Source organism: Streptomyces sp. NPDC008317 (genome assembly GCF_042955955.1).
In the GTDB taxonomy this organism is placed as follows: Bacteria; Actinomycetota; Actinomycetes; order Streptomycetales; family Streptomycetaceae; genus Actinacidiphila.
Genome location: NZ_JBIBFQ010000005.1, coordinates 164,361 through 186,075, shown reverse-complemented (window position 1 = coordinate 186,075; position 21,715 = coordinate 164,361). Strand labels below are relative to the sequence as shown.

At 71.5% G+C, this 21,715-nt stretch carries 20 protein-coding genes; 4 read left to right on the top strand and 16 right to left on the bottom strand.

Features of this window, described 5'->3' with window-relative positions; all coding sequences use genetic code 11:
* Positions 1–3: 3 nt before the first annotated feature.
* A complete protein-coding gene (locus ACFY9V_RS17945) occupies positions 4–693 on the bottom strand; it encodes a DNA polymerase ligase N-terminal domain-containing protein (protein WP_391162212.1) in 690 nt (229 codons plus the stop codon).
* A 319-nt stretch (positions 694–1,012) separates the two neighbouring features.
* On the opposite strand from ACFY9V_RS17945, the gene gndA reads away from it, so the two are divergent.
* Complete coding sequence (gndA, locus tag ACFY9V_RS17940) at positions 1,013–2,455, top strand: NADP-dependent phosphogluconate dehydrogenase (RefSeq protein WP_355340753.1); 1,443 nt, start codon at positions 1,013–1,015, stop codon at positions 2,453–2,455.
* An 82-nt stretch (positions 2,456–2,537) separates the two neighbouring features.
* Complete coding sequence (locus ACFY9V_RS17935; RefSeq protein WP_355340750.1) at positions 2,538–2,894, top strand: PRC-barrel domain-containing protein; 357 nt, start codon at positions 2,538–2,540, stop codon at positions 2,892–2,894.
* 311 nt (positions 2,895–3,205) lie between these two features.
* On the opposite strand, the gene ACFY9V_RS17930 is transcribed toward ACFY9V_RS17935, so the two are convergent.
* The 4 genes from ACFY9V_RS17930 to ACFY9V_RS17915 all read right to left on the bottom strand — a co-directional run bounded on the left by ACFY9V_RS17930 (position 3,206) and on the right by ACFY9V_RS17915 (position 8,324).
* Entirely contained in the window at positions 3,206–5,569 is a 2,364-nt protein-coding gene (locus ACFY9V_RS17930) for a glycosyl hydrolase family 65 protein (protein ID WP_391049805.1), read from the bottom strand.
* Positions 5,566–6,309, bottom strand: coding sequence for a beta-phosphoglucomutase family hydrolase (locus tag ACFY9V_RS17925; protein WP_355349243.1), 744 nt, complete (start codon positions 6,307–6,309; stop codon positions 5,566–5,568). The genes ACFY9V_RS17930 and ACFY9V_RS17925 overlap by 4 nt, the downstream gene beginning before the upstream one ends.
* A gap of 177 nt (positions 6,310–6,486) precedes the next feature.
* Positions 6,487–7,143 (bottom strand): methyltransferase domain-containing protein, encoded by a 657-nt coding sequence (locus ACFY9V_RS17920; RefSeq protein ID WP_391161871.1) that lies wholly within the window; start codon positions 7,141–7,143, stop codon positions 6,487–6,489.
* 143 nt (positions 7,144–7,286) lie between these two features.
* A complete protein-coding gene (locus ACFY9V_RS17915) occupies positions 7,287–8,324 on the bottom strand; it encodes an FAD-dependent oxidoreductase (RefSeq protein WP_391161870.1) in 1,038 nt (345 codons plus the stop codon).
* A 132-nt stretch (positions 8,325–8,456) separates the two neighbouring features.
* On the opposite strand from ACFY9V_RS17915, the gene ACFY9V_RS17910 reads away from it, so the two are divergent.
* Positions 8,457–9,437, top strand: coding sequence for an aldo/keto reductase (locus tag ACFY9V_RS17910; protein WP_391161869.1), 981 nt, complete (start codon positions 8,457–8,459; stop codon positions 9,435–9,437).
* A 70-nt stretch (positions 9,438–9,507) separates the two neighbouring features.
* On the opposite strand, the gene efeU is transcribed toward ACFY9V_RS17910, so the two are convergent.
* The 10 genes from efeU to map all read right to left on the bottom strand — a co-directional run bounded on the left by efeU (position 9,508) and on the right by map (position 20,320).
* Positions 9,508–10,365 carry an iron uptake transporter permease EfeU gene (gene efeU, locus ACFY9V_RS17905; protein ID WP_355349232.1) on the bottom strand — a complete coding sequence of 286 codons (858 nt, stop codon included), beginning with the start codon at positions 10,363–10,365 and terminating at the stop codon, positions 9,508–9,510.
* A gap of 55 nt (positions 10,366–10,420) precedes the next feature.
* Positions 10,421–11,827, bottom strand: coding sequence for an iron uptake transporter deferrochelatase/peroxidase subunit (efeB, locus tag ACFY9V_RS17900; protein WP_391161868.1), 1,407 nt, complete (start codon positions 11,825–11,827; stop codon positions 10,421–10,423).
* Positions 11,828–11,947: 120 nt separating this feature from the next.
* A complete protein-coding gene (gene efeO, locus ACFY9V_RS17895) occupies positions 11,948–13,090 on the bottom strand; it encodes an iron uptake system protein EfeO (RefSeq protein ID WP_355349227.1) in 1,143 nt (380 codons plus the stop codon).
* A 224-nt stretch (positions 13,091–13,314) separates the two neighbouring features.
* Complete coding sequence (locus tag ACFY9V_RS17890) at positions 13,315–13,848, bottom strand: GNAT family N-acetyltransferase (protein WP_355349224.1); 534 nt, start codon at positions 13,846–13,848, stop codon at positions 13,315–13,317.
* 76 nt (positions 13,849–13,924) lie between these two features.
* The gene (locus tag ACFY9V_RS17885; protein WP_188284600.1) at positions 13,925–14,914 is read right to left on the bottom strand and encodes a zinc-dependent alcohol dehydrogenase family protein; all 990 of its coding nucleotides are present in this window, start codon (positions 14,912–14,914) and stop codon (positions 13,925–13,927) included.
* The gene (locus ACFY9V_RS17880; protein ID WP_391049820.1) at positions 14,911–15,789 is read right to left on the bottom strand and encodes an ABC transporter permease subunit; all 879 of its coding nucleotides are present in this window, start codon (positions 15,787–15,789) and stop codon (positions 14,911–14,913) included. Before ACFY9V_RS17880 ends, ACFY9V_RS17885 begins: the two co-directional genes overlap by 4 nt.
* The gene (locus ACFY9V_RS17875) at positions 15,789–16,754 is read right to left on the bottom strand and encodes a sugar ABC transporter permease (protein WP_355349217.1); all 966 of its coding nucleotides are present in this window, start codon (positions 16,752–16,754) and stop codon (positions 15,789–15,791) included. The genes ACFY9V_RS17880 and ACFY9V_RS17875 overlap by 1 nt, the downstream gene beginning before the upstream one ends.
* Before the next feature lie 102 nt (positions 16,755–16,856).
* Positions 16,857–18,221, bottom strand: a complete 1,365-nt coding sequence (locus ACFY9V_RS17870) for a sugar ABC transporter substrate-binding protein (RefSeq protein WP_355349214.1) — start codon at positions 18,219–18,221, stop codon at positions 16,857–16,859.
* Between the two features lie 214 nt (positions 18,222–18,435).
* Positions 18,436–19,197 carry a DeoR/GlpR family DNA-binding transcription regulator gene (locus ACFY9V_RS17865; protein ID WP_188284604.1) on the bottom strand — a complete coding sequence of 254 codons (762 nt, stop codon included), beginning with the start codon at positions 19,195–19,197 and terminating at the stop codon, positions 18,436–18,438.
* A 355-nt stretch (positions 19,198–19,552) separates the two neighbouring features.
* The gene (gene map, locus ACFY9V_RS17860; RefSeq protein WP_391161866.1) at positions 19,553–20,320 is read right to left on the bottom strand and encodes a type I methionyl aminopeptidase; all 768 of its coding nucleotides are present in this window, start codon (positions 20,318–20,320) and stop codon (positions 19,553–19,555) included.
* 87 nt (positions 20,321–20,407) lie between these two features.
* Between map and ACFY9V_RS17855 the strand changes: the two genes are divergently transcribed.
* Entirely contained in the window at positions 20,408–20,686 is a 279-nt protein-coding gene (locus tag ACFY9V_RS17855) for a helix-turn-helix transcriptional regulator (RefSeq protein WP_355349207.1), read from the top strand.
* Between the two features lie 143 nt (positions 20,687–20,829).
* Here the strand turns inward: ACFY9V_RS17855 and ACFY9V_RS17850 are convergent, their stop codons facing one another.
* Positions 20,830–21,438 carry a redoxin domain-containing protein gene (locus ACFY9V_RS17850; protein ID WP_391161865.1) on the bottom strand — a complete coding sequence of 203 codons (609 nt, stop codon included), beginning with the start codon at positions 21,436–21,438 and terminating at the stop codon, positions 20,830–20,832.
* Between the last annotated feature and the right edge of the window lie 277 nt (positions 21,439–21,715).

Sequence of the window (21,715 nt, the reverse complement as noted above, 5' to 3'; positions counted from 1 at the left end):
TCCTCACGCGGGTCCTGATCCGGCGGGTCCTGTTCCGGCGGGTCCTGTTCCGGCGGGTCCTGTTCCGTCGGGCCCCGATCCGGCGGGCCCTTCCGGCGGCTCCTCGCGCTCGACCGCCGCGAGGGTGCGGCCGGTCAGGACCGAGCGGGCCCTGCGCGGATCCGGAGTGGTCCCGCGGCCCGGCGTGCTGTGCGCGTCCTTCTTCTTGACCAGCAGCCACGCCGGGTCCGCCGCGTCCCCCTGACCGCCGTCGGCGGCCTGGTGGATCCGGGTCAGCGCGTACGCGCCGAGCAGTTTCGTACCGCGCAGCTCGAAGGAGGCGTGGCCGCGCTCCAGGGCCCGCGCGAACGCCTCGGGACCGCCGTCCGTCAGCGGGTGGTAGGTGCCGTGGTCCCAGACGATGACGGGCCCCGCGCCGTACTGGCCGCCGGGGATCACGCCCTCGTACTCCCGGTACTCCAGCGGGTGGTCCTCGGTGGGCACCGCGAGCCGTTTGTCGCGCGGGTCGGTGGACGGCCCCCTCGGGACCGCCCAGGACTTCAGCACCCCGTCGACCTCCAGCCGGAAGTCGAAGTGCATCCGGGTCGCGTCATGGATCTGCACGACGAAGGACGGGTCGTCGCCGGGGGCCGCCGTACCGCCCTCGGGCTCGCCGGTGCGGTCGAAGCGCCGCATGCTGCGGTACTTCGCCAGCCGGTCCCGCTCCTGGCCCGTACCCCGGTCGGCGCCCTGGCCCGCTTCCTTGTCGTCGCCCGAGCCCGTGCCCGTCCTCGCGTTGCTGTTCGCGTCGGTGTCGGCGTCCGCCACGACGGCTCCTCTCCGTACGGCCCGCTTCTGCCATCATCGGGCAGCCGGAGCGACCCGGCCCGGCCGGAGCGGTCCGCACGGGTGGCTGTCGGCCGCCGGAAGAGGCAGGCTCGACAGTGGGGCCACGGGAAGCGCACGGCCCCGGCCACCGTTGCACGGCAGGAAGACGTACGCAGACGCACACCAACAAGTGTGGAGACATCGCATGAGCGGATCGGCGGACATCGGCGTCACCGGGCTGGCAGTGATGGGCAGCAATCTCGCCCGGAACTTCGCCCGCCACGGCTTCACCGTGGCCTTGCACAACCGCACCACCGCCAAGACGAACGCCCTGGTGGAGCAGTTCGGCGACGAGGGCACCTTCATCGCCGCGCAGTCCGCGCAGGAGTTCGTCGCGGCCCTGGAACGGCCGCGGCGGCTGGTCATCATGGTCAAGGCCGGTGAGGCCACCGACGCGGTGATCCAGGAATTCGCGCCGCTGCTGGAGTCGGGCGACGTGATCATCGACGGCGGCAACGCGCACTTCGCCGACACCCGCCGCCGCGAGAAGGAACTGCGCGAGCAGGGCATCCACTTCGTCGGCACCGGCATCTCCGGCGGCGAGGAGGGCGCGCTCAACGGCCCGTCGATCATGCCCGGCGGGTCCGCCGAGTCCTACGAGTCGCTCGGCCCGCTGCTGGAGCGGATCGCCGCCAAGGCCGAGGACGGCACGCCCTGCACGACGCACATCGGCCCCGACGGCGCCGGCCACTTCGTGAAGATGGTGCACAACGGCATCGAGTACGCCGACATGCAGCTCATCGCCGAGGCGTACCACCTGCTGCGCGAGGTCGCCGGTTACTCGCCCGAGCAGATCGCCGAGACCTTCAAGACCTGGAACACCGGGCGCCTGGACTCGTACCTGATCGAGATCACCGCGCAGGTGCTCGCGCACACCGACGCGGCCACCGGCAAGCCCTTCGTGGACGTCGTCGCCGACCAGGCGGAGCAGAAGGGCACCGGCCGCTGGACCGTACAGATCGCCCTCGACCTGGGCGTCCCCGTCTCCGGCATCGCCGAGGCGGTCTTCGCCCGCTCCCTGTCGGGCCACGGCGAACTGCGGGCCGCCTCCCGCGACCTGCCGGGCCCCTCGGGTGCGGTACTCGGCGAGGCCGAGGCCGCCGCCTTCGCCGACCGCGTGGAGCAGGCGCTGTACGCGTCCAAGATCGTGTCGTACACGCAGGGATTCCACCAGATCCAGGCGGGCAGCCAGACCTACGACTGGGACATCGACCTGGGCGCGGTCGCGTCGATCTGGCGCGGCGGCTGCATCATCAGGGCCGCCTTCCTCGACCGGATCAAGGAGGCGTACGACAGCCGTCCCGACCTGCCGAGCCTGCTGTCCGACAAGCAGTTCGCCGAGGAGATCGGCGCGGCGCAGGACGACTGGCGGTCGGTCGTGGCGACCGCGGTGGGCCACGGCGTGCCCACGCCCGGTTTCTCCGCGGCGCTGGCGTACTACGACGCGCTGCGCGCCGAGCGGCTGCCCGCGGCGCTCACGCAGGGTCAGCGCGACTTCTTCGGCGCGCACACCTACCGGCGCACCGACCGCGAGGGCTCTTTCCACACGTTGTGGGGCGGCGACCGCTCGGAGGTGAGCACGGATTGACCCGACTGCCACGTGCGTGTGGCGCGTGGACCGGGGCACAAGGAAAGTGAACGGGTACAGCACGTCACCAGGAGGACTCGTCATGATCAAGCCCGCTGATCTCCGCGAATGGCGCGACCACGACGTGGTCGACGCAGAGGGACACAAGATCGGCTCCCTCGAAGCGGTGTATGTGGACACCGGCACGGACGAGCCGCTGATGGTCACGGTCCAGATCGGCCTGCCCACCAGGCACCGGCTCACCTTCACGCCCGTCACGGACGTGATTGTGGGCCCCGGATGGGTGAAGGTCCCGTACGACAAGGCATTGGTGAAGTCGGCCCCCTCGATCGGCACGGACGACGTCCTGCCCGTCGAGGACGAGGAGGCGATCTTCCAGCACTACGGTCTGCCGTACAAGCCGACCGGTGACGGCGTGCGCCTGCTCGCCCGACGCTGACGGCGCGTTCGCTGACAGCGCGCGAGCCCTGACGGGCACACCCGTTCCCGCACCATCGCCCGTGAGAGAACAACCGAGTGGGGGGGCGCCGCCGCCCCCCCGCCCCCCCCCCCACCCCCCCCCCGCCGGGCCCACGCCGGCCGGCGGGTTGGGGCGGGCGGGGCCCGGCCGGGGGGGGGGGTGGGGTTCGGTTGCCGCCCCCCCCCCCGTCCCGCCCCCCCGCTCCCCCCCCCCCGCCCCTGTCTCAAACAACCGGGGGGGGGGCGCCCCCCCCCCCCCCGCCCCCACCCCACTGCGTTCCCCGGACGGTCCTAGCCGGGCCGCTGATTGCGGCGGCGCGGCGCCCGGCCCGGGGGCTGCGAGGGCTGCGGGCGGTGCTCGATCTCCGGCAGGTCGCGGCTGACCGGGTGCTCCGCGGTCAGCATGAAGGACTTCTCGTAGTGCAGGACCTCGATCGGCTCGCCCTCCGCGAGGGTGTACGTGGCCTCGCTCCTGGTGACCTCGACGTGCAGCCGGCGCCCGCGGAAGGCCAGCCGGAAGGCGATCCGGCTGAGCGCGTCGGGCAGCCGGGGCGCGAAGCGGATCGGGTCGCCGTCGAAGAGCCGCATCCCGCCGAGCCCCGACACCAGCGCCGTCCACGTACCGGCGAGCGCCGCGATGTGCAGGCCGTCGCGCGAGTTGTTCTCCAGGTCGCCGAGGTCGATCAGCGCCGACTCGCCGAGGTAGTCGTAGGCCAGTTGGAGATGGCCGACCTCGGCGGCGATGATCGACTGGCAGTACGCCGACAGCGAGGAGTCGCGGACGGTCAGCGGCTCGTAGTACGCGAAGTTCCGTACCTTCTGGGCGTGTTCGAAGGCGTCTCCGCGCAGGAACATCGCCAGCACCAGGTCGGCCTGCTTGACCACCTGCTTGCGGTACAGGTCGAAGTAGGCGTAGTTGAGCAGCAGCGGATAGTGCGCCGGATCGGTCTCGGCGAAGTTCCACACCTGGTGCCGGGTGAAGCCCTTGGACTGCTCGTGGACGCCCAGCTCCTCGTTGTACGGCAGGGACATCGCCGCCGCCGCGTCCCGCCAGGCCGCGGTCTCCTCGTCGGTGACGCCCAACTCGGCGGCCCGGCGCGGATGGCGCTCGGCGGCGTCCGCCGCCGCGACGAGATTCGCCTGCGCCATCAGGTTGGTGTACGCGTTGTCGTCGCTGATCGCGCTGTACTCGTCTGGCCCGGTCACGCCGTCGATGTGGAAGGCCCCCGCGTGGTCGTGATGACCCAGGGACCGCCACAACCTGGCGGTTTCCGCGAGGAGTTCGAGGCCGATGTTCTCCTCGAAGTCCCGGTCGCCGGTGGTCGTCACATAGCGCACCACCGCGTCGGCGATGTCGGCGTTGATGTGGAAGGCCGCCGTGCCCGCGGGCCAGTACCCCGACGCCTCGGCGCCGTTGATCGTCCGCCACGGGAACGCAGCACCGGCCAGGCCCAGTTGATGGGCGCGCTCCTGAGCCGCAGGCAGCGTGTTGTGGCGCCAGCGCAGCACCTCCGAGGTCGCGCGCGGCGCGGTGAAGGTCAGCACCGGCAGCACGGCCGTCTCGGCGTCCCAGAAGGTGTGACCGTCGTAGCCGGAGCCGGTCAAGCCCTTGGCGGGGATCGCCCGTTCCTCGGCCCGCGCACCGGCCTGCAGCACGTGGAAGAGCCCGAAGCGCACCGCCTGCTGGATCTCGGTGTCGCCGTCGACCTCCACGTCCGCCCGGTCCCAGAAGTCGTCCAGGTAGGCGCGCTGCTGCTCCAGCAGGCCGTCCCACCCGGTGTCGCGGGCGCCGACCAGCGCCGCGTCCGCCTGGTCGCGCAGCGCGGGCAGCGACCGGGTCGCCGACCAGCCGTACGCGACGAATTTCTCCAGCCGCAGCCGCTGCCCGGACTCCAGTACGGAGGTGATGGTGAGCCTGCTGACGTCGTCGTCGGACTCCGAGGAGACCTTCGTGGTCGCCTCGGGGCCGTCCACGCGGTGATCGGCGGCGGCGGCCAGCCGCAGTCCGCTGCGGGCCGTGGAGTGCACCAGCCGGAGCCGGGTGCCGGACGCGAAGTTCTCCTCCGGCACCAGCGGGTTCTCCAGCGCGGCGGCCCGCCGCGGGTCGCCCTCGCTGCGCGGCACCTCCTCGTTGGCCACCAGTTCCGACTGCACGACCACCCGCAGGCTGCCGTCCAGCGGCTCCACCTCGTACGCGACGGCGGCCACCGCGCGCTGCGTGAAGGACACCATGCGCGTCGAACGCACCCGCACCGCGCGGCCCGCGGGGGAGACCCACTCGCACACCCGGCGCAACACCCCGGCCCGCAGGTCCAGTTCACGCTCGTGCGAACGGATCGTGCCGTACCGCAGGTCGAACGGCTCGTCGTCCACCAGCAGCCGGATGATCTTGCCGTTGGTGACGTTGATGACGGTCTGCCCGGACTCCGGGTCGCCGTAGGCCGCTTCGGCGTACGGCAGCGGGTGCGTTTCGTGCAGCCCGTTGAGGTACGAGCCGGGCAGGCCGTTCGGCTCGCCCTCGTCGAGGTTGCCGCGCCAGCCGATGTGCCCGTTGGAGACGGCGAAGACGGACTCGCTCTGCGGCAGCACGTCCAGATTCAGTTCGGACTCGCGCAGGCTCCAGGGGGCGACCTCATAGGCGGGGTCGGTGATCACGCGGTCACTCCGATCAGGTCGGCGAGGTCCTTCACGACGGTGTCGGCGCCGTGCTCGCGCAGCGCGTCGGTCTGTCCGACCCGGTCCACGCCGACGACGAAGCCGAAGTGCCCGGAGCGGCCCGCGTCCATGCCGACCAGCGCGTCCTCGAAGACCGCCGCGCGGGCGGCGTCGAAGCCCAGCTCCTCGGCCGCGGCCAGGAAGGTGTCCGGGTGCGGCTTGCCCGGCAGATGCCGCTCCTTGGCGACAACACCGTCCACCCGTACGTCCAGCAGGTGCTCGATGCCCGCGGAGACCAGCACGTCACGGCAGTTGGCGCTGGACGACACCACCGCCGTGCGCAGGCCCGCCGCCCGTACCGCCTCCAGATAGCGCACCGAGCCGGGGTAGGGGCGTACGCCCTCGGTGCGGATCTTCTCCAGCACGACGTCGTTCTTGCGGTTGCCGAGGCCGTTGACGGTCTGCCGGTCCGGTGGGTCGCCGTCCTCGCCCTCGGGCAGTTCGATGCCGCGGGCCTGGAGGAAGGTGCGCACGCCGTCGGCGCGCGGACGTCCGTCCACGTACGCGTCGTAGTCCGCCTTCGCGTCGAAGGGGCGGAAACCCTCGCCGTCCCTGTCCCGCAGGAAGTCGTCGAAGGTCTCCTTCCACGCGGCCGCGTGCACCAGCGCGGTCGGCGTCAGCACGCCGTCCAGGTCGAAGAGGCACGCTCGTACGCCATGGGGCAGTCCGATCTCCGTCATGCCGCACAGGTTCCCACTGATAGCCGACACCATGCCGACCAGGGGGTGAAGACCCCCGTGTCGCCGAACGCCGGGCGGGCGGGAGGCGCGAGGTCCGCGACCCCGCCCGCGTCGCGCGTGTCGTGCGCCGGGTCCGGGTGCCGGGTCCGGGTGCCGCCCGGCGTGTCGTGCGCCGGGTCAGCCGGACACGGGGAGCCTGCGGACCTTCACGGCGTTGTCGGTACGCGTGGTCGGGCGCCCGTCGGGGTCGTTCTGGATCCGCTCGTGCTCCGCGCAGAGCAGCACCTCCCACGCGCCGTCCGGCAGTTCGAGGCAGGCCAGCACCTCCTGCGGCGAGGGCAGATGCACCTCGGGGTGCGGGTTCTTCTCCCAGGCGGGGAAGCCCGAGTGGCCGACGACGAGCAGGACGCCGCCGGGCGCGACGGCCGCCGCCGCTGTCCGCAGGATCTCCTCGCGCGGCATCTCGCCCGGGGTGTGCAGGAATTGGGCCGAGACGAGGTCGAACGCGCCCTCGGGGAAGGACACGCCGAGGTCGTGCCGCTGCCAGTCGATCCGGTCGCCGACGCCCGCCTCCTCGGCGTGCCGCGCCGCGCGGTCGAGCGCGACCCCCGAGATGTCGGTGGCGGTGACCCGCCAGCCCTGCCGGGCGAGCCAGATCGCGTCGCCGCCCTCGCCGGAGCCCAGGTCGAGCGCCCGACCGGGTGACAGCCCGGCCACCTCGCGGACCAGGACCGTATTGGGATCGCCGCTCCAGATCCGCTCGCTCCCGGAGTAGCGGGCGTTCCAGAACTCCTCGCCCTGGAGTTCCTCGGTCGCCGGAGTGTTGTCGGTCATCGGCCTGTCCTTGCCCTTCGCGAGTTTTGTGATCTTCGTGGAGCGCGCCCGCACGGGCGTGTCGCCGTCGTCCGCGCGGTGGTGTCGGCGCGCCGTTCCCGTACGGGTCGGTGCCGTCCTCGTACCGCTGGGAGCCGCGCGCCCTACGCGGTCGGCGCGGCGTCCGCCGAAGCGCGGCGCGCGGCCACCGCGGCCAGCGTCTCCTGCTCGGTCAGATCCGCGTTGATCGCCGCGGCGGCCCTGACACCCGCCGCGGCGCCGCCGATGAGGATCTCGACAGGTGAGGCCACATTGCCCGCGACCCAGACGCCCGGCACGGCGGTGGCGCCGGTCGGATCGGCCTCGACCCGGGTGCCGATCGGCACCCCGCCGATCTCCTGCTCGACCGTGGTCAGACCGAGGTCCGCCAGCAGATCCGTCCTGGCGTCCAGGCGGGTGGACACCACCAGCGCCTGGCAGGGGATCACCCGGCCACCGGCCAGTGTCATACCGGTGAGCCGGTCGTCGGTCACCTCCACGGCGGCCACCTCGCCCTCGACCACGGCGATCCCGCGGGCGGCCAGCCGCTCGTACTGCTCGTCGTCCGGCTCGGGCGCGCTGTGCACGAAGAGGGTGACGTCCTGGCTCCACTGCCGCCACATCAGCGCCTGGTGCACCGCCAGCGGGCCGGTGCCCAGCACGCCGATCGCCTGGCCGCGCACCTCCCAGCCGTGGCAGTACGGGCAGTGCAGCACCTCGCGCCCCCACCGCCCGGCCAGCCCCCGCACCTCGGGCAGCCCGTCCACCAGGCCGGTCGCCAGCAGCAGCCGCTCGGCGCGCACCGCTGAGCCGTCGTCCAGCCCGACGCGGAAGCCGCCGCCGTCGAGCCGCGCGGCCGAGACGGCCCGGCCCTCGGCGGTCTCACCGCCGTAGCGGGCCACCTCCTCCCGGCCGGTGGCCAGCAGCTCCGCGGGCTTCGCGCCCTCGCGGCCCAGATAGTTGTGGATGCCGTCGGCGGGCGCGTTGCGCGGCTCGCCCGCGTCGATCACCAGCACCGAGCGGCGCGCCCGGCCCAGCGTCAGGGCCGCGCTCAGCCCGGCCGCCCCGCCGCCGACCACCACGACGTCGAAGCGCCGCTCCCCGGCCGCCTCCGTACGCGCCGCCGCCTGCCCGTTTCCGTTCCCGCTCACCTTGTCGGTCATGGTGACCACCTCCGAGCACGGAGCATCGGACACCTGACGTGCGGGCGGCAAACATTGTTGCCGGAACAGCAATATTGATCCGGGTCGGCCGGGGTACCCGTGGACAAGGGGACCACGACGCGAGGAGACGGCATGGAGTACACCCGGCTGGGCACGACGGGCCTGAAGGTGTCACGGATCGCCCTGGGGATGATGAGCTACGGCGACCCGGCCAACCGGGCGTGGATGCTCGACGAGGAAGCGTCCGAGCCTCTGGTGCGGCGGGCCGTCGAGGGCGGTGTGACGTTCTTCGACACCGCCGACATGTACTCGCTCGGCCGCAGCGAGGAGATCACCGGACGGCTGCTGAGCAAGCTCTTCGCCCACCGCGACGACTACGTGCTCGCCACCAAGGTCTGCCTGCCGATGGGACCGGGCCCCAACGACGGAGGGCTGTCCCGCAAGCACATCCTGGCGGGCATCGACGCCTCACTGCGCCGGCTCGGCACCGACCACGTGGACCTCTACCAGATCCACCGTTGGGACTACGAGACCCCCATCGAGGAGACGATGGAGGCGCTCGCCGATGTGGTCCGCTCGGGCAAGGCCCGCTACATCGGCGCGTCCAGCATGTTCGCGTACCAGTTCGCCACCGCCCAGTACACGGCGAAGGCGGCGGGACAGCCGTGCTTCGTGTCGATGCAGAACCACTACAACCTCGTCTACCGCGAGGAGGAGCGGGAGATGATCCCGCTCTGCCGGGAGCAGGGCGTCGGCGCCATCCCCTGGAGCCCGCTGGCCCGCGGCCTGCTCGCCGGATCACGCGGCAGGGACGGCGAGCGCAGGACCGTACGCTCCGGGAGCGACGCCTACGCCGACGAGCTGTACACCGAGGCCGACTTCGACGTGGTCGACGCCGTCCGCGCCGTCGCGGACGAACGCGGCGTGCCCATGGCCCGGATCGCGCTCGCCTGGCTGCTCAGCCGACCGGCCGTGACCGCCCCCATCGTCGGCGCCACCAAGCTCGCCCACGTGGACGACGCCGTCGGCGCGGTCGAGGTGACCCTCACCGACGACGAGATCGCCCGTCTCGAAGCGCCCTACGTCCCGCACACGATCCGCGGCCACCGGTGACGTCCGTCGGCCGTGCGCGGGCCCCGGCCACGGGACCGCACGCGGTCCCGGAGCGGGCCGGGGCCTGAGGTCAGCGCGCGGTCTCCGGCTGCGACGGCTCGGGGGAGACCCGCGCGGCCGGGGCGGGGCGACCGCCGGAGCGGCGGAAGAAGAAGTACAGCGTGGGCACGAGGTAGACGCCCCAGGCGCAGACCTGGAGCACCGTCGGGTCCGGCTGGAAGTTGAAGACGCCCTTGAGCAGGGTGCCGTACCAGCTGTCCGGCGGGATCGTGGAGCTGATGTCGAAGGCCAGGCTGTTCAGGCCGCCGATCCAGCCCGCCTCCTGGAGGTCGTGCAGACCGTACGCGAGCACACCGGCCGCGACCACGACCAGCATGGCACCGGTCCAGGTGAAGAACTTCGCCAGATTGATCCGCACCGCGCCCCGGTAGAACAGCCAGCCCAGGATCACGGCGGTGACCAGACCGAGCATGGCGCCGATCAGCGGACGGACGCCGTCGTCGCTCGACTGCACGGCCGTCCACACGAACAGCGCCGTCTCCAGGCCCTCGCGGCCGACGGACAGGAAGGCCGTGACGACCAGCGCGGTCGTGCCCATCGCGAGCGCGGCGTCCAGCTTGCCGTGCAGCTCGGCCTTCAGATGCCGCGCGGTGCGGCGCATCCAGAACACCATCCAGGTGACCAGCGCGACCGCGATGATGGACAGCGAACCGCCCAGCGCCTCCTGGGCCTTGAAGGTCAGCTCCGACGAACCGAACTGGAGCAGCGCGCCGAAGCCGAAGCTCAGCAGCACGGCGGCGCCGATGCCGGTCCAGACCGGCGGCAGGCTCTCGCGCCGCTCCGACTTGACCAGGTAGGCGATCAGGATGCAGACGATCAGGCTGGCTTCCAGGCCCTCTCGCAGGCCGATCAGATAGTTGGCGAACACGGCGGTACTCCAGGGGCCGGGACGGGTGGGACGCTGGTCGGGGGGAGGGGCGGGGTCAGCCGAGCAGGGACTGCCCCCACCATTCGCCGGATTTCCGGACGCCGGGCGGGCAGGCGAAGTGCGCGGAACCGACGTGCTGGATGTACTCGTTGAGCGCGTCGCTCGCGGCGAGCCGCCGCTGCAACGGGACGAACGCCTTACGGGTGTCGCGCTGGTACGCGAGGAAGAACAGACCCGCGTCCAGCCGCCCCAGACCGTCCGAGCCGTCGGTGAAGGAGAAGCCGCGGCGCAGGATCATCTGCCCGGCGTTGCTGTCCGGATGGGCCAGGCGTACATGCGCGTCCTTCGGCATCAGCCCGAGGTCGGGCGTGTCGCGCTCGCGCTGCTTGCCGTACGGCGCGCCCTCGCCCTTGGTGCGGCCGAACACGTCCTCCTGCGCCTGGAGGCCCTCGCGGTCCCAGGTCTCGATGTGCATACGGATCCGGCGCGCGACCAGGTACGAGCCGCCGGTCATCCAGTCGGGACCGTCCCCCGGCCCCGCCCACACATGGCCGTCCAGCGTCGATGTGTCGGTGCCCGACACATTGTGCGTGCCGTCCTTGAAGCCCATCAGATTGCGCGGCGTCTGCGCGTCCGGCGTCGTCGAGGACGTCTTGCCGAAGCCGAGCTGCGACCAGCGCACCGACACCTTGCCCATGCCGATCCTGGCGAGATTGCGGATCGCGTGCACCGCGACCTGCGGATCGTCCGCGCACGCCTGGACGCACAGGTCGCCGCCGCTGCGGGCCGGGTCGAGATTGTCGCCGGGGAAGTGCGGCAGGTCGATCAGCGCCGCAGGGCGCCGGGCACGCAGACCGAACCGGTCGGTGCGCGTGCCGTCCTCGGCGACCTGCTCGAACAGACTCGGGCCGAAGCCGACCGTGAGGGTCAACCGGGAGGCGGGCAGGCCCAGCGCCTCACCGGTGTCGTCCGGCGGCGCCTCGGCCGGCCCGTCCACCGCGCCCGTGCCGACCTCGCGTCCCGCCGTCATCGCGGCGGCTGCGCTCGTCCACTCCTTGAGCAGCGCGACCAGCTCAGCCTTGTCGTCGGTGAGGACGTCGAACGCCGCGAAGTGCAGCCGGTCCTGGACGGGGGTGGCGATGCCCGCCTGGTGCTCACCGTAGAAGGGGACGGAGCCGTCGGAGGACGCGGAGCCGCCGTTCGTACCGCTGGTCACCGCCGCCGCGACCGAGCCGCCGCCCGCCGCGCCGAGGGCGAGTCCGGCACCGGCCCAGCCCATGACCGCGCGGCGGCTGAGCGCCCGGTGGGTACGGTCGTCCGCGGATGTGTCGGTGTTCGTGCTCGTGTCGGTATCCGTGCTCGTGTCCGCGGTCGTGCCCTGTGGGGCGGTCGAGGCGGGCTCGGCGCCCTCGGGGTCTGCGGGGGTGGACTCGGTGCCGCCGGTACCGGCTGCTTCGTCCATGAACGGTGGCCCTTCTATCGGTTCTGCGTCGTGCGTACCGCAGCCGTGACCCTCCCTGTGCGGGAGTGCCACGGCTCGGTGAGCTGCGGTTTCGGCGCCCGGGCAGCCGGGCGCCGAGGGTTACTTGGCGGGTGCGACAGCCGCGGCGAGCTTGGACAGCGGCTCGGCGAGCGAGTTGACCGCGTCGGAGAACGCCTTGCGCTCCTTCTCGGTGACCTTGTCGTACGAGACGAAGCCGTCGCCCTGCCGGTACTTGTCCAGCAGCGTCTGGATGTCGGCGAATTCGGTGTCCAGGGTCTTGGACAGCGCCGGGTCCTTCTCGGCGGCGACCGGCTTCAGCAGCTCGTACGCCTTGCGGGCGCCCGCCACGTTCGCGTCGAAGTCCGACAGGTCGGTGTGGCTGTAGCGGTCCTCCTCACCGGTGACCTTGCCGGTGGCGACCTCGTCCAGCAGCTCCTTGGCGCCGTTGGCCATGCTGGTCGGTGTGATGTCGGCGGTGCCGACCCGCTTCTGCCAGTCCTTGAGGTCGGCCACCAGCGCGTCGGCGAGGGTGCTGTCCTCGGGGGTCAGCTTGCCGTCGGCCCACAGCGCCTTCTCCAGCCGGTGCCAGCCGGTCCACTTCTGGCCGTCCTCCAGACCGTCCTCGCGGGTGTCGGTCTTCGGGTCGATGTCACCGAAGCTCTCGGCGACCGGCTCGGTGCGCTCCCAGCCGACCCGCGACGGGGCGAAGGCGGCCTTTGCCGCGGCCACGTCACCGGCCTTGATCGCGTCGGCGAACTTCTGCACCAGCGGGATCGTCAGGTCGGCCTGCTCCTGCGCGTACTTGCGGTACGAGGCGACGGCCTCGTCGAGCCGCGGGTCACCGGGCTTGGGCGCGTTGGCGCCGGTCACGGTGATCTTCTGCCGGATGCCGTCGCCTTTCATGCCCGGCTTGCAGGCCACCTCGTACGTGCCCGCCTTGATCTGCGCGGTGATGGTGGCGCTGGTGCCGGGGCCGATGTTCTCCCGCTCGGTGACGATGCGGTCGCCCGGCGCGTAGACGTAGACCTCGGTGACCTTGGAGCCCTTGTTGTGCACGTCCAGGCTGACGGAACCGGCGGGGAACTCCGTGCGCGAGACCTTGCAGGAGCTGTCGGCCGCGTCCACCCGTATCGCGCCGTCGGACGAGGCGTCGTTCTTCTTCGCGCAGCCGGTGACGGCGGCCGTGCCGAGGACGACCAGGGAGAGCAGGGCGACAGCGGAGGCTCTGGGCACGGCAGGCATGGGTCAACAACTCCACGGGCGGGAAAGGGGCGAAGACGACGACGGGTGCGCAGGCAGGGAAAAACACACGGTTTGCCTTAGGCAAGGCAAACCTTAGTGAAAAGCCTGTGACGTGTCCATGTGATCAGCGTCGCTCCCCGACAGGCCGGCGGACCGACTGACCGACCGGCGGGCCGACCTGGCCGACGGGCTGGCCGACCGATCCGGGCCCGGTCCTCCGCGGCTCAGGCCCGGTATTCGGTCAGGTCGATCGCGTGCACCCGCACCGGGCGGCCGGACACCGGGTGGGTCGTCGTGCGGTCCGGGACCATGCCGAGCTTGCGCATCACGTTCTCGGAGGCGTCGTTGCCGAGCTGCGCGATGCTGATCACGCGGTCGAGGCCGCGGTCCTGGAGGGCGAACTCCAAGGTGGCGTGAGCGGCCTCCGACGCGTAACCCTGCCCCCAGAACTGGCGGCCGAGCCGCCAGCCGATCTCCACCGCGGGCAGTACCTCGGGCAGGAACGTGGGCACGGACAGCCCCGTGAACCCGGCCAGTTCGCCCGAGGCGAGGAGTTCGACGGCGAAGAGGCCGAAGCCCTCGTCGTCCCACTCCTCCTCCCACCGCTCGATGGACTCCGCGGTCTGCTCCAGGTCGCGGGGCAGCCCGTCGCCGATGTAGCGCATGACCTCCGGGTCGGCGTTGATCTCGGCCATCGGCGCGATGTCGTCCTCGCGCCAGCGGCGCAGGACCAGGCGGGGCGTGCGGATCTCGGTCATGGCCCCATCCTGTCGAAGTCCGCGGCCGGGTCACAATCGGCTTCCCCGGCGGACACGGCCGCGGCGCCCGCAGGGCTCAGGGCACCACCTGGATCTTCCGGCCCTTGCCTGCCTTGAACCGCTCGAGCGCCGACGCGTAGTCGACCAGCGGCAGCCGGTCGCTGATGAAGACCTCCGGGTCGAGCACCCCGCCCGCGAACAGCTCGGCGGCCCGCTCGTAGCTGTGCAGGACGGCCATCGAGCCGGTGATGGTGATCTCCTGGTTGTAGATGCGGTACGGCTCGATCGTCGCGCGCGCGGCGTAGTCGGCCACGCCGAACTGGAGGAAGGTGCCGCCCTTGCCGACCCGGTCCAGCGCGTCCTGGATGGCCTGCGCGTTGCCGGTCGCGTCGATCACGACGTCCCAGCCGCGCGGGCGGGCGATCTCGTCCGCGTTGGTCGCCACCTGCGAGCAGCCCAGCGCCGTGGCCGTGGTCAGCCGCTCCTCGTTGATGTCGACGACGTCGACGGTCGCGGCGCCGGTCCGCTTGGCCAGCTCCAGCATCATCAGGCCCATGGTGCCGGAGCCGTAGATCAGGACGTGGCTGGCCAGTTGGCTGCGCAGGATGTCGTAGCCGCGTACGGCGCAGGACAGCGGTTCGATGAGCGCCGCGTCCACCGTCCGTATGTGCTCGGGGAGTTTGACGCAGTTGGCGACCGGGGCGACGGCGAATTCGGCGGCGCCGCCGGGGACGGTCACGCCGATCGCGGCCCACCGCTCGCACAGATTGCTCCGCCCGATCCGGCAGTAGTGGCACTCGTGGCAGTACAGCGACGGGTCGACCGCCACCTGGTCGCCCACGGCCAGCTCGCGGACCTCGGAGCCCACGGCGACGATCTCACCGGCGAACTCGTGCCCCGGCACGATCGGCAGGGTCGGGGCGAACTCGCCCTGGAGGATGTGCAGATCGGTGCCGCACAGACCGCAGGCCGCGACCTGGACCACGACGTCCCGGGGGCCGGGCGCCGGGTCGTCGACGGTCTCGATGCCGACGACACCGGGGGAGCTGATGACGGCTGCTTTCACTTGACGGCTCCAAGAGAGAGGCCCTGGACGAGCTTGTCCTGGGCGGCGAATCCGGCGGCCAGTACCGGCAGGGATATACAGACGGCGGCGGCGCACACCTTGGCGAGGAACAGGCCCTGGCTGGTGACGAATCCGGTGAGGAACACCGGCGCGGTACCGGCCACCACACCGGTCAGCACCCGCGCGAAGAGCAGTTCGTTCCAACTGAAGATGAACGAGATCAGCGCGGTCGCGGCGATCCCCGGGGTGACGACCGGGGCGATGATCCGTACCAGGATGGTCGGCAGGCCCGCGCCGTCGATCGAGGCGGCCTCCAGGATCTCCACCGGGACCTCGGCGAGGAACGAGCGCATCATCCACACCGCGATCGGCAGATTCATCGAGGTGTAGAGCAGGATCAGGAGCCAGATGTTGTCCAGCAGACCGGCGTTCTTCGCGATCAGATAGACCGGCAGCAGGCCCGCGACGGCGGGCAGCATCTTGGTCGACAGGAAGAAGAACATCACGTCGGTCCACTTGCGCACCGGCTTGATCGACAGCGCGTAGGCCGCGGGGAAGGACAGCACCAGTACGAGGGCGGTGGAAACGGCCGCCGCTGTCAGGGAGTTGACCAGCGGTGGCCACGGGCTGACGCCGGTGCCGGAGCCGAAGAACTCCCGGTAGCCGTGGAGCGTCAGTGACGCCCCGAGCTTCGGCGGGTTGGTCGCCGCGTCCTGCTCGCTGTGGAAGGAGGTGAGCACCATCCACGCGAAGGGCAGGAAGAAGACGATCCCGCACAGCCAGGCCAGCAGGCCGAGCAGTGAGCGGTTGCGCCGCTCCTTGCGGGCGGCGGGCGCCGTACGGCGGCGGGCGGTGGTCACGGAGACGGTAGCCATCACCGGGTCTCCTCTCGGAACAGCGACGAGACGGTGCGCAGCGCGAAGGTGGCCACGATGATCGACAGGATGACCACGATGACGCCCGCGGCGGACGCCTGCCCGTAGTCGTGCGCCTGGTAGAAGGTCGTGTAGACGGTGTAGGGGAGGTTTGCGGTGCCGAGACCGCCGGAGGTGATGGTGAACACGGCGTCGAAGTTCTGCACCACGTACACCGACCCGAGCAGGGCCGCCAGTTCGAGATAGCGGCGCAGGTACGGGAAGGTCAGATAGCGGAAGATCTGCCAGGTGCCCGCGCCGTCCACCCGCGCCGCCTCGGCGATGTCCATCGGCCGGCTCTGGAGCCCGGCGAGCAGGATCAGCATCATGAACGGCGTCCACTGCCACACCAGCGACGCCTCGACGGCCAGCAGCGGGTGGGTGGACAGCCAGTCCGGCTGCGGCGCGTTGTCGCTGCCGAACAGCTTCCACAGCCAGTTGAGCGAGCCGTTGATCAGGCCGTACGACGCGTTGTACAGCGCGTGCTTCCACAGCAGCGCGGACGCCACCGGTACCACCAGGAACGGCGTGATGAGCATGGTGCGCACGATGCCCCGGCCGAGGAACTTCCGGTCGAGCAGCAGCGCGAGGCCGAGGCCGAGCAGCAGGCTGACCAGGACCACGGAGACGGTCAGCACGACCGTGGTGGTCAGGGCGTGGCGCAGTTGCGGGTCGGTGAACTCTTCCTTGTAGTTCTGGAGGCCGGCGAAACCGCGGTCACCGGGGTCGAGGGCGTTCCACCGCATGAACGAGATCACCAGGGTGCCGACGAACGGCAGTTGGGTGACCACGATCATGAAGACCAGGGCCGGCAGCAGCGGGGCCCGCCGGACCCAGGCGCCGGGGGACCGGCGCGCGGCGGGCGGCGCAGGCTCTTGCTCGGTCTGCGGCGCGCGGATGCGTCTGGTGAGGGATGGGGTGCTCATGGTGTCAGTCGTCTCTCTCCGCTTCGCGCCCCGGGCCCGCCGCCCGGCCCCGTCGTGCGGGGGGCCGGGGGCGGCCGGGACCGTCGGGTGGGGCGGTGGCGGTCAGTTGCCCGCATACTTGTCGGCGACCTTCTCTGCGAGCTTCTGGCTCGCGGACAAGGCGCTCTTCACGCTGGTCTGGCCCGCGATGGCGGAGCTGATCTGCTGCGAGACCTGGGTGCCCAGATCGGTGAACTCGGGGATGCCGACGAACTGGATGCCGGGCGCGGGCCGCGGCTGGATGCCCGGGTTCGTCGGGTTGGCCGCCTCGAGCGCGGTCTCGGTGGCCTTGGCGAACGCCGAGGCGGAGGCGACGTAGTCCGGGTTCTGGTACGTGGAGGTGCGCTTGCCGGCCGGGACCCGCGACCAGCCCAGTTGCTTGCCGACCAGTTCCTCGTAGCCCTTGCCCGACGCCCACGAGATGAACTTCCAGGCGTCGTCCTGGTGCTTGCTGGCCTTCTGCAGGCCCCAGGCCCAGGTGTAGAGCCAGCCGGAGCTCTTGGTCTGGTCGACCGGAGCGGGCGCGTAGCCGAGCTTGCCCGCCACCGGTGAGTCCTTGGCCTCCAGTGAACCGGCCGCCGACGTCGCGTCGTACCACATGGCGACCTTGCCCTGCTCCAGGTCGTTGAGGCACTCGGTGAACCCGGCCTGCGGGGCTCCGGCCTCACCGTGGGCGCGCACCAGGTCCACGTAGAACTGCGTCGCCTTGGTGAAGGCGGGGCTGTTGACCTGGGCCTTCCAGTCCTTGTCGAACCAGGTGCCGCCCATGGTGTTGACCACGGTGGTCAGCGGGGCGATGACCTCGCCCCAGCCGGGCTGGCCGCGCAGGCAGATGCCCTTCATGCCGGACCGCGCGCCGTCGACCTTCGCGGCGAGGTCCGCGACCTGCGCCCAGGTCGGGTTGGCGGGCATCGTCAGGTTCTTCGCCGCGAAGACGTCCTTGCGGTACATCAGGAACGACGACTCGCCGTAGAAGGGCTCGGCGTAGATGTCGTTCTTGTACGTCAGCGACTGCTGGAGCGCGGGCAGGATGTCGCTCTGCGCGAAGGCCGTGTCGGACTTGGTGTGCGCGGTGAGCGGGGCGAGCCAGCCGTTCTTGGCGTAGATCGGCGTCTCGTAGTTGCTGATGGTCGCGACGTCGTACTGGCCGGCCTGGCTGGAGAAGTCCTGGGTGATCTTGTCCCGGACGTCGTTCTCGGGCAGCACCGTGAAATTGACCTTGATACCGGTGGACTTGGTGAAGTTGGCGGCGGTGAGCTTTTGAAGGTCCTCCATCTGCGGGTTGTTGACCATCAGTACGTTGATGGAGTGACCGCCGGAGCTTCCGCCGGAGCCGCCGGCGCCGGAACAGGCCGCGAGCAGGGTGCCGCAGACGGCGAGGGCGAGCGGAGGCAGAAGGCGGGGAAGGCTTCTCGTTCTCGGTGTCATGATTCGTCCCTTTCATGACCGGGGATGAGGGTGGGTGGAGCGGAGTCGTGGTGCGGGAGGGCAGGGGGTAGCCCGGATCGGCGTACCGGGGAGGTGCGGAAGGCGGGGGGAGCGCCGGGACTGCGGGGGGGGGGCGGGGCCTGCGGGGAGCTCGGAGATCGCGGGGGAGGTGGGGGGAGGGGAAGGGGGGAGCGGCGCGGGGCGGGCCCGCGGGTCAGACTCTGAAGACGCGGGGTCCCAGAAGTGCGTAGCGGTGCGCCTCGGCGCTGGACAGACCGGTGTCGGTGACGATCGCCTCGAAGTCGCCGACCTGGGCGAAGCGGCAGAAGCTGCTCGCGCCGAATTTGCTGTGGTGGCCCATGAAGATCCGGCGCCGGGAGACCTCCAGCGCCTTGGCCTTGACGTCGGCGACCACGGGATCCGGTGTGGTCAGGCCGAGTTCGCGGGAGATGCCGTTCGACCCGACGAAGGCCAGGTCGATGACGAAGCCCGCGAGCATGTCGCAGGCCCAGGAGCCGACGGTGGCCAGCGTCCGGGCCCGGACACGGCCACCGAGCAGCAGCACAGTGGTGTTGGCGGAGTCCGCGACGGCCGCCGCGGTGGTCAACGACGCGGTGACCACCGTCAGCGGCCGGTCGCTGGGCAGCAGCGCGGCGAGCAGTTGAGGGGTGTAGCCCTCGTCCACGAAGACGGTCTCCGCCTCGCCGAGCAGCTTGACCGCCTCGGCCGCGATCCGTCGCTTGTCGGCGACATGCAGCGTCACCCGCTGGGCGAGGTCGGTCTCGAACCCCGCGCCCTCGACGGGATAGGCGCCGCCGTACGTCCTGCGGACCAGACCGCGGCTCTCCAGTACGCCCAGATCGCGGCGGATGGTCTCCGGCGCCACCTTGAGATCGGCGGCCATCACGGTGACCTCGACCTGACCCTGGTGGCGCGCGAGCGCGAGGATCCGATGTTGGCGTTCTTGTGCTCTCACGGTCACCACCTGTCTCTTCGCCGGTCCGGGCAAGGCGTGCCCGGTTTTGCCCGTGGAAGAGTTATACCAACGCCACTTTGACAGGGACCGGCCCATAACGGACAACAAACTGCCCGGTGTTGCCCGGACCGGTCGGCAAGAGTGCCAGTTCAGAGGGTGTGTTGGCGATCAGGTGGTGTGGTGGTTGGCCATACGGCCCGTGGAAGTGCCCGTTTCGGACGACGGGCAGGCAACGGGCGGCCCGCGGGGCACGCGGCGTGCGCCGGACGTTCGAGCGGCGGGCGGCCGACGGGTGGACCGCGGGCGGCCGACGGCCGACGGTGGACCGCGGGCGGGCGGCGGCGCCCGGGACGGATCAGACGAGCGTGAGGACGCGCGGGCCCTGCTCGGTGATCGCGACGGTGTGCTCGATGTGCGCGGCGCGGCTCCCGTCGACCGTGCGAAGCGTCCAGCCGTCCGGGTCCGTACGGTATTCGTCGCGCCCGCCGGACATCAGCATCGGCTCGATCGCGAGGACGAGCCCGTGGCGGAGCGGGAAGCCGCGCCCCGGCCGCCCGCGGTTGGGCACGTGCGGGTCCTCGTGCATCTGGCGGCCGATGCCGTGGCCGCCGAAGTCGGTGGGCATGCCGCAGCGCGCCGTGCGCGCCACCGCGCCGACCGCGTGCGAGATGTCGCCGAGGCGGTGGCCGACGACGGCCGCCGCGATGCCCGCGTCCAGGGCGCGCTGGGTGGCGGCGATCAGCTCCACGTCCTCGGGCCGGGGCGTGCCCACGATGAAGCTGACCGCGGCGTCGCCCGCCCAGCCGTCGAGCACCGCGCCGCAGTCGATGCTCACCAGGTCGCCGTCGTGCAGCCGGTAGTCGGTGGGGATGCCGTGCACGAGCGCGTCGTTCACCGACGCGCAGATCACCGCGGGGAAGGGGGAGGGGGCGAAGGACGGCTGGTAGCCGAGGAAGGGGGACGTGGCGCCCGCCTTGTCCAGGACGGCGTGGGCCGCCGCGTCCAGGTCCCGAAGCGATACGCCGACGGCCGCCGCCTCCCGTGCGGCGGCGAGCGCCTGCGCCACGACGCGCCCCGCCTCGCGCATCGCGTCGAGCGCCGCGTCGGTCTTGATCTCCACCATGTGCTGTGACTCCTCGTCGTGCGGGCGGCCGGACTCCTTCCGGCCGCGGCCTCGCCCAATACTTATACCGGTATTAGTATCACGGGCATGGTGAGAACACCCCTGACCCCTGAGGAGCGCGCCCGCGGCGAACGCTTCGGCGCACTGCTCCGCGACGCCCGCGGCGACCGCAGCATGGTGGACGTGGCGGCGGCCGCCGGGGTCTCCGCGGAGACCCTGCGCAAGATCGAGACCGGCCGGGCCCCGACCCCGGCCTTCTTCACCGTGGTCGCCCTGGCGGCGGCGCTCGGCCTGTCCCTGGACGTGCTGGCCACGGCCTGCGCCCCGGAGGAGATCGGGGAGGCGGTGCGGGCACTGTCGGCGTGAGGGCGCGGGAGGTGCCGTGGGCGGGCGGTACGACGGGAGCCGGCCGGTCGTACGGCCTCAGGTGCGGCGGGCGCGCCGCTCGCCGTGCCGAGCGGACACGCCCGGCGCCGCGGGGACCCGGCCGGACCGTGGCGCGACGGCCGTCAGGCCGGGGCCTCGGTGGGATCGGCCGGCGCGGTGGCCGCCGGCTGCGCCGCGTGCGCGAGCAGTTCGTCCACGGACCACTGGTCGTACGCGTGCTCGCCGTACTTCGCCGCGACGATCCGGCCGTCCGGGGCGATCAGGAAGTCGGCGGGTAGACCGAGGCTGCCGCCGGTCGGCACGACCGGGGCCATACGGTTGCGGCGCCGGACCGCGCCCCACATCGAGCTGCCGACCGCGCGCGCGATGGCCGGCCAGACCCGCGGATCGGCCACCGCGCGGATCGAGGTCTCGACCCCGAACTCGCGGTAGAGCGTCTTGTCCGGGTCGCCCACCACGGCGAACGGCAACTCGGCCTCGTACTTGAGCAGTTCCTCGTCGGGGGCGTGGAAGACCACGACCTCGTGGATTCCGGCGGCCCTGATCTCGTCGGCCCGCCGGACGAAGGAGCGCAGGTGCAGATTGCAGACCGGGCATCCCGCGAACCGCCGGAATTGCAGGTGCACCGGATATCCGGCCTCGGGAACGGCGACGGTCTCCCCGGTCATCGTGGTCAGGACGTGTGACGGGGCTAAATCCCCCGCGGTGAAGGTCGTTTCGGTCTTCCGCACCGGCTTGTCTCCTGTCGGTAAAGCGTCGAGAGGCGTCGAGAGGCATCGGGAGGCGTCGATTCGGCGGAGGCGCGGCGAAGGTACGGCAGCGCTGTCGCGGACGGGCGCGATGAGTGGCGACGCTGCCGCTGTCGAGAATAGTCGGCCGAGCGGCGGCGCGTCCGGCCGAACGCTGGGGCCGATTGTCAGCCGAGATATTTGACGATGCCTGACACTATCTGAATCATCCCCTCCGACCTTTCGGCCCCGATACGGACGTTCAACGCGCCTTTCCTGG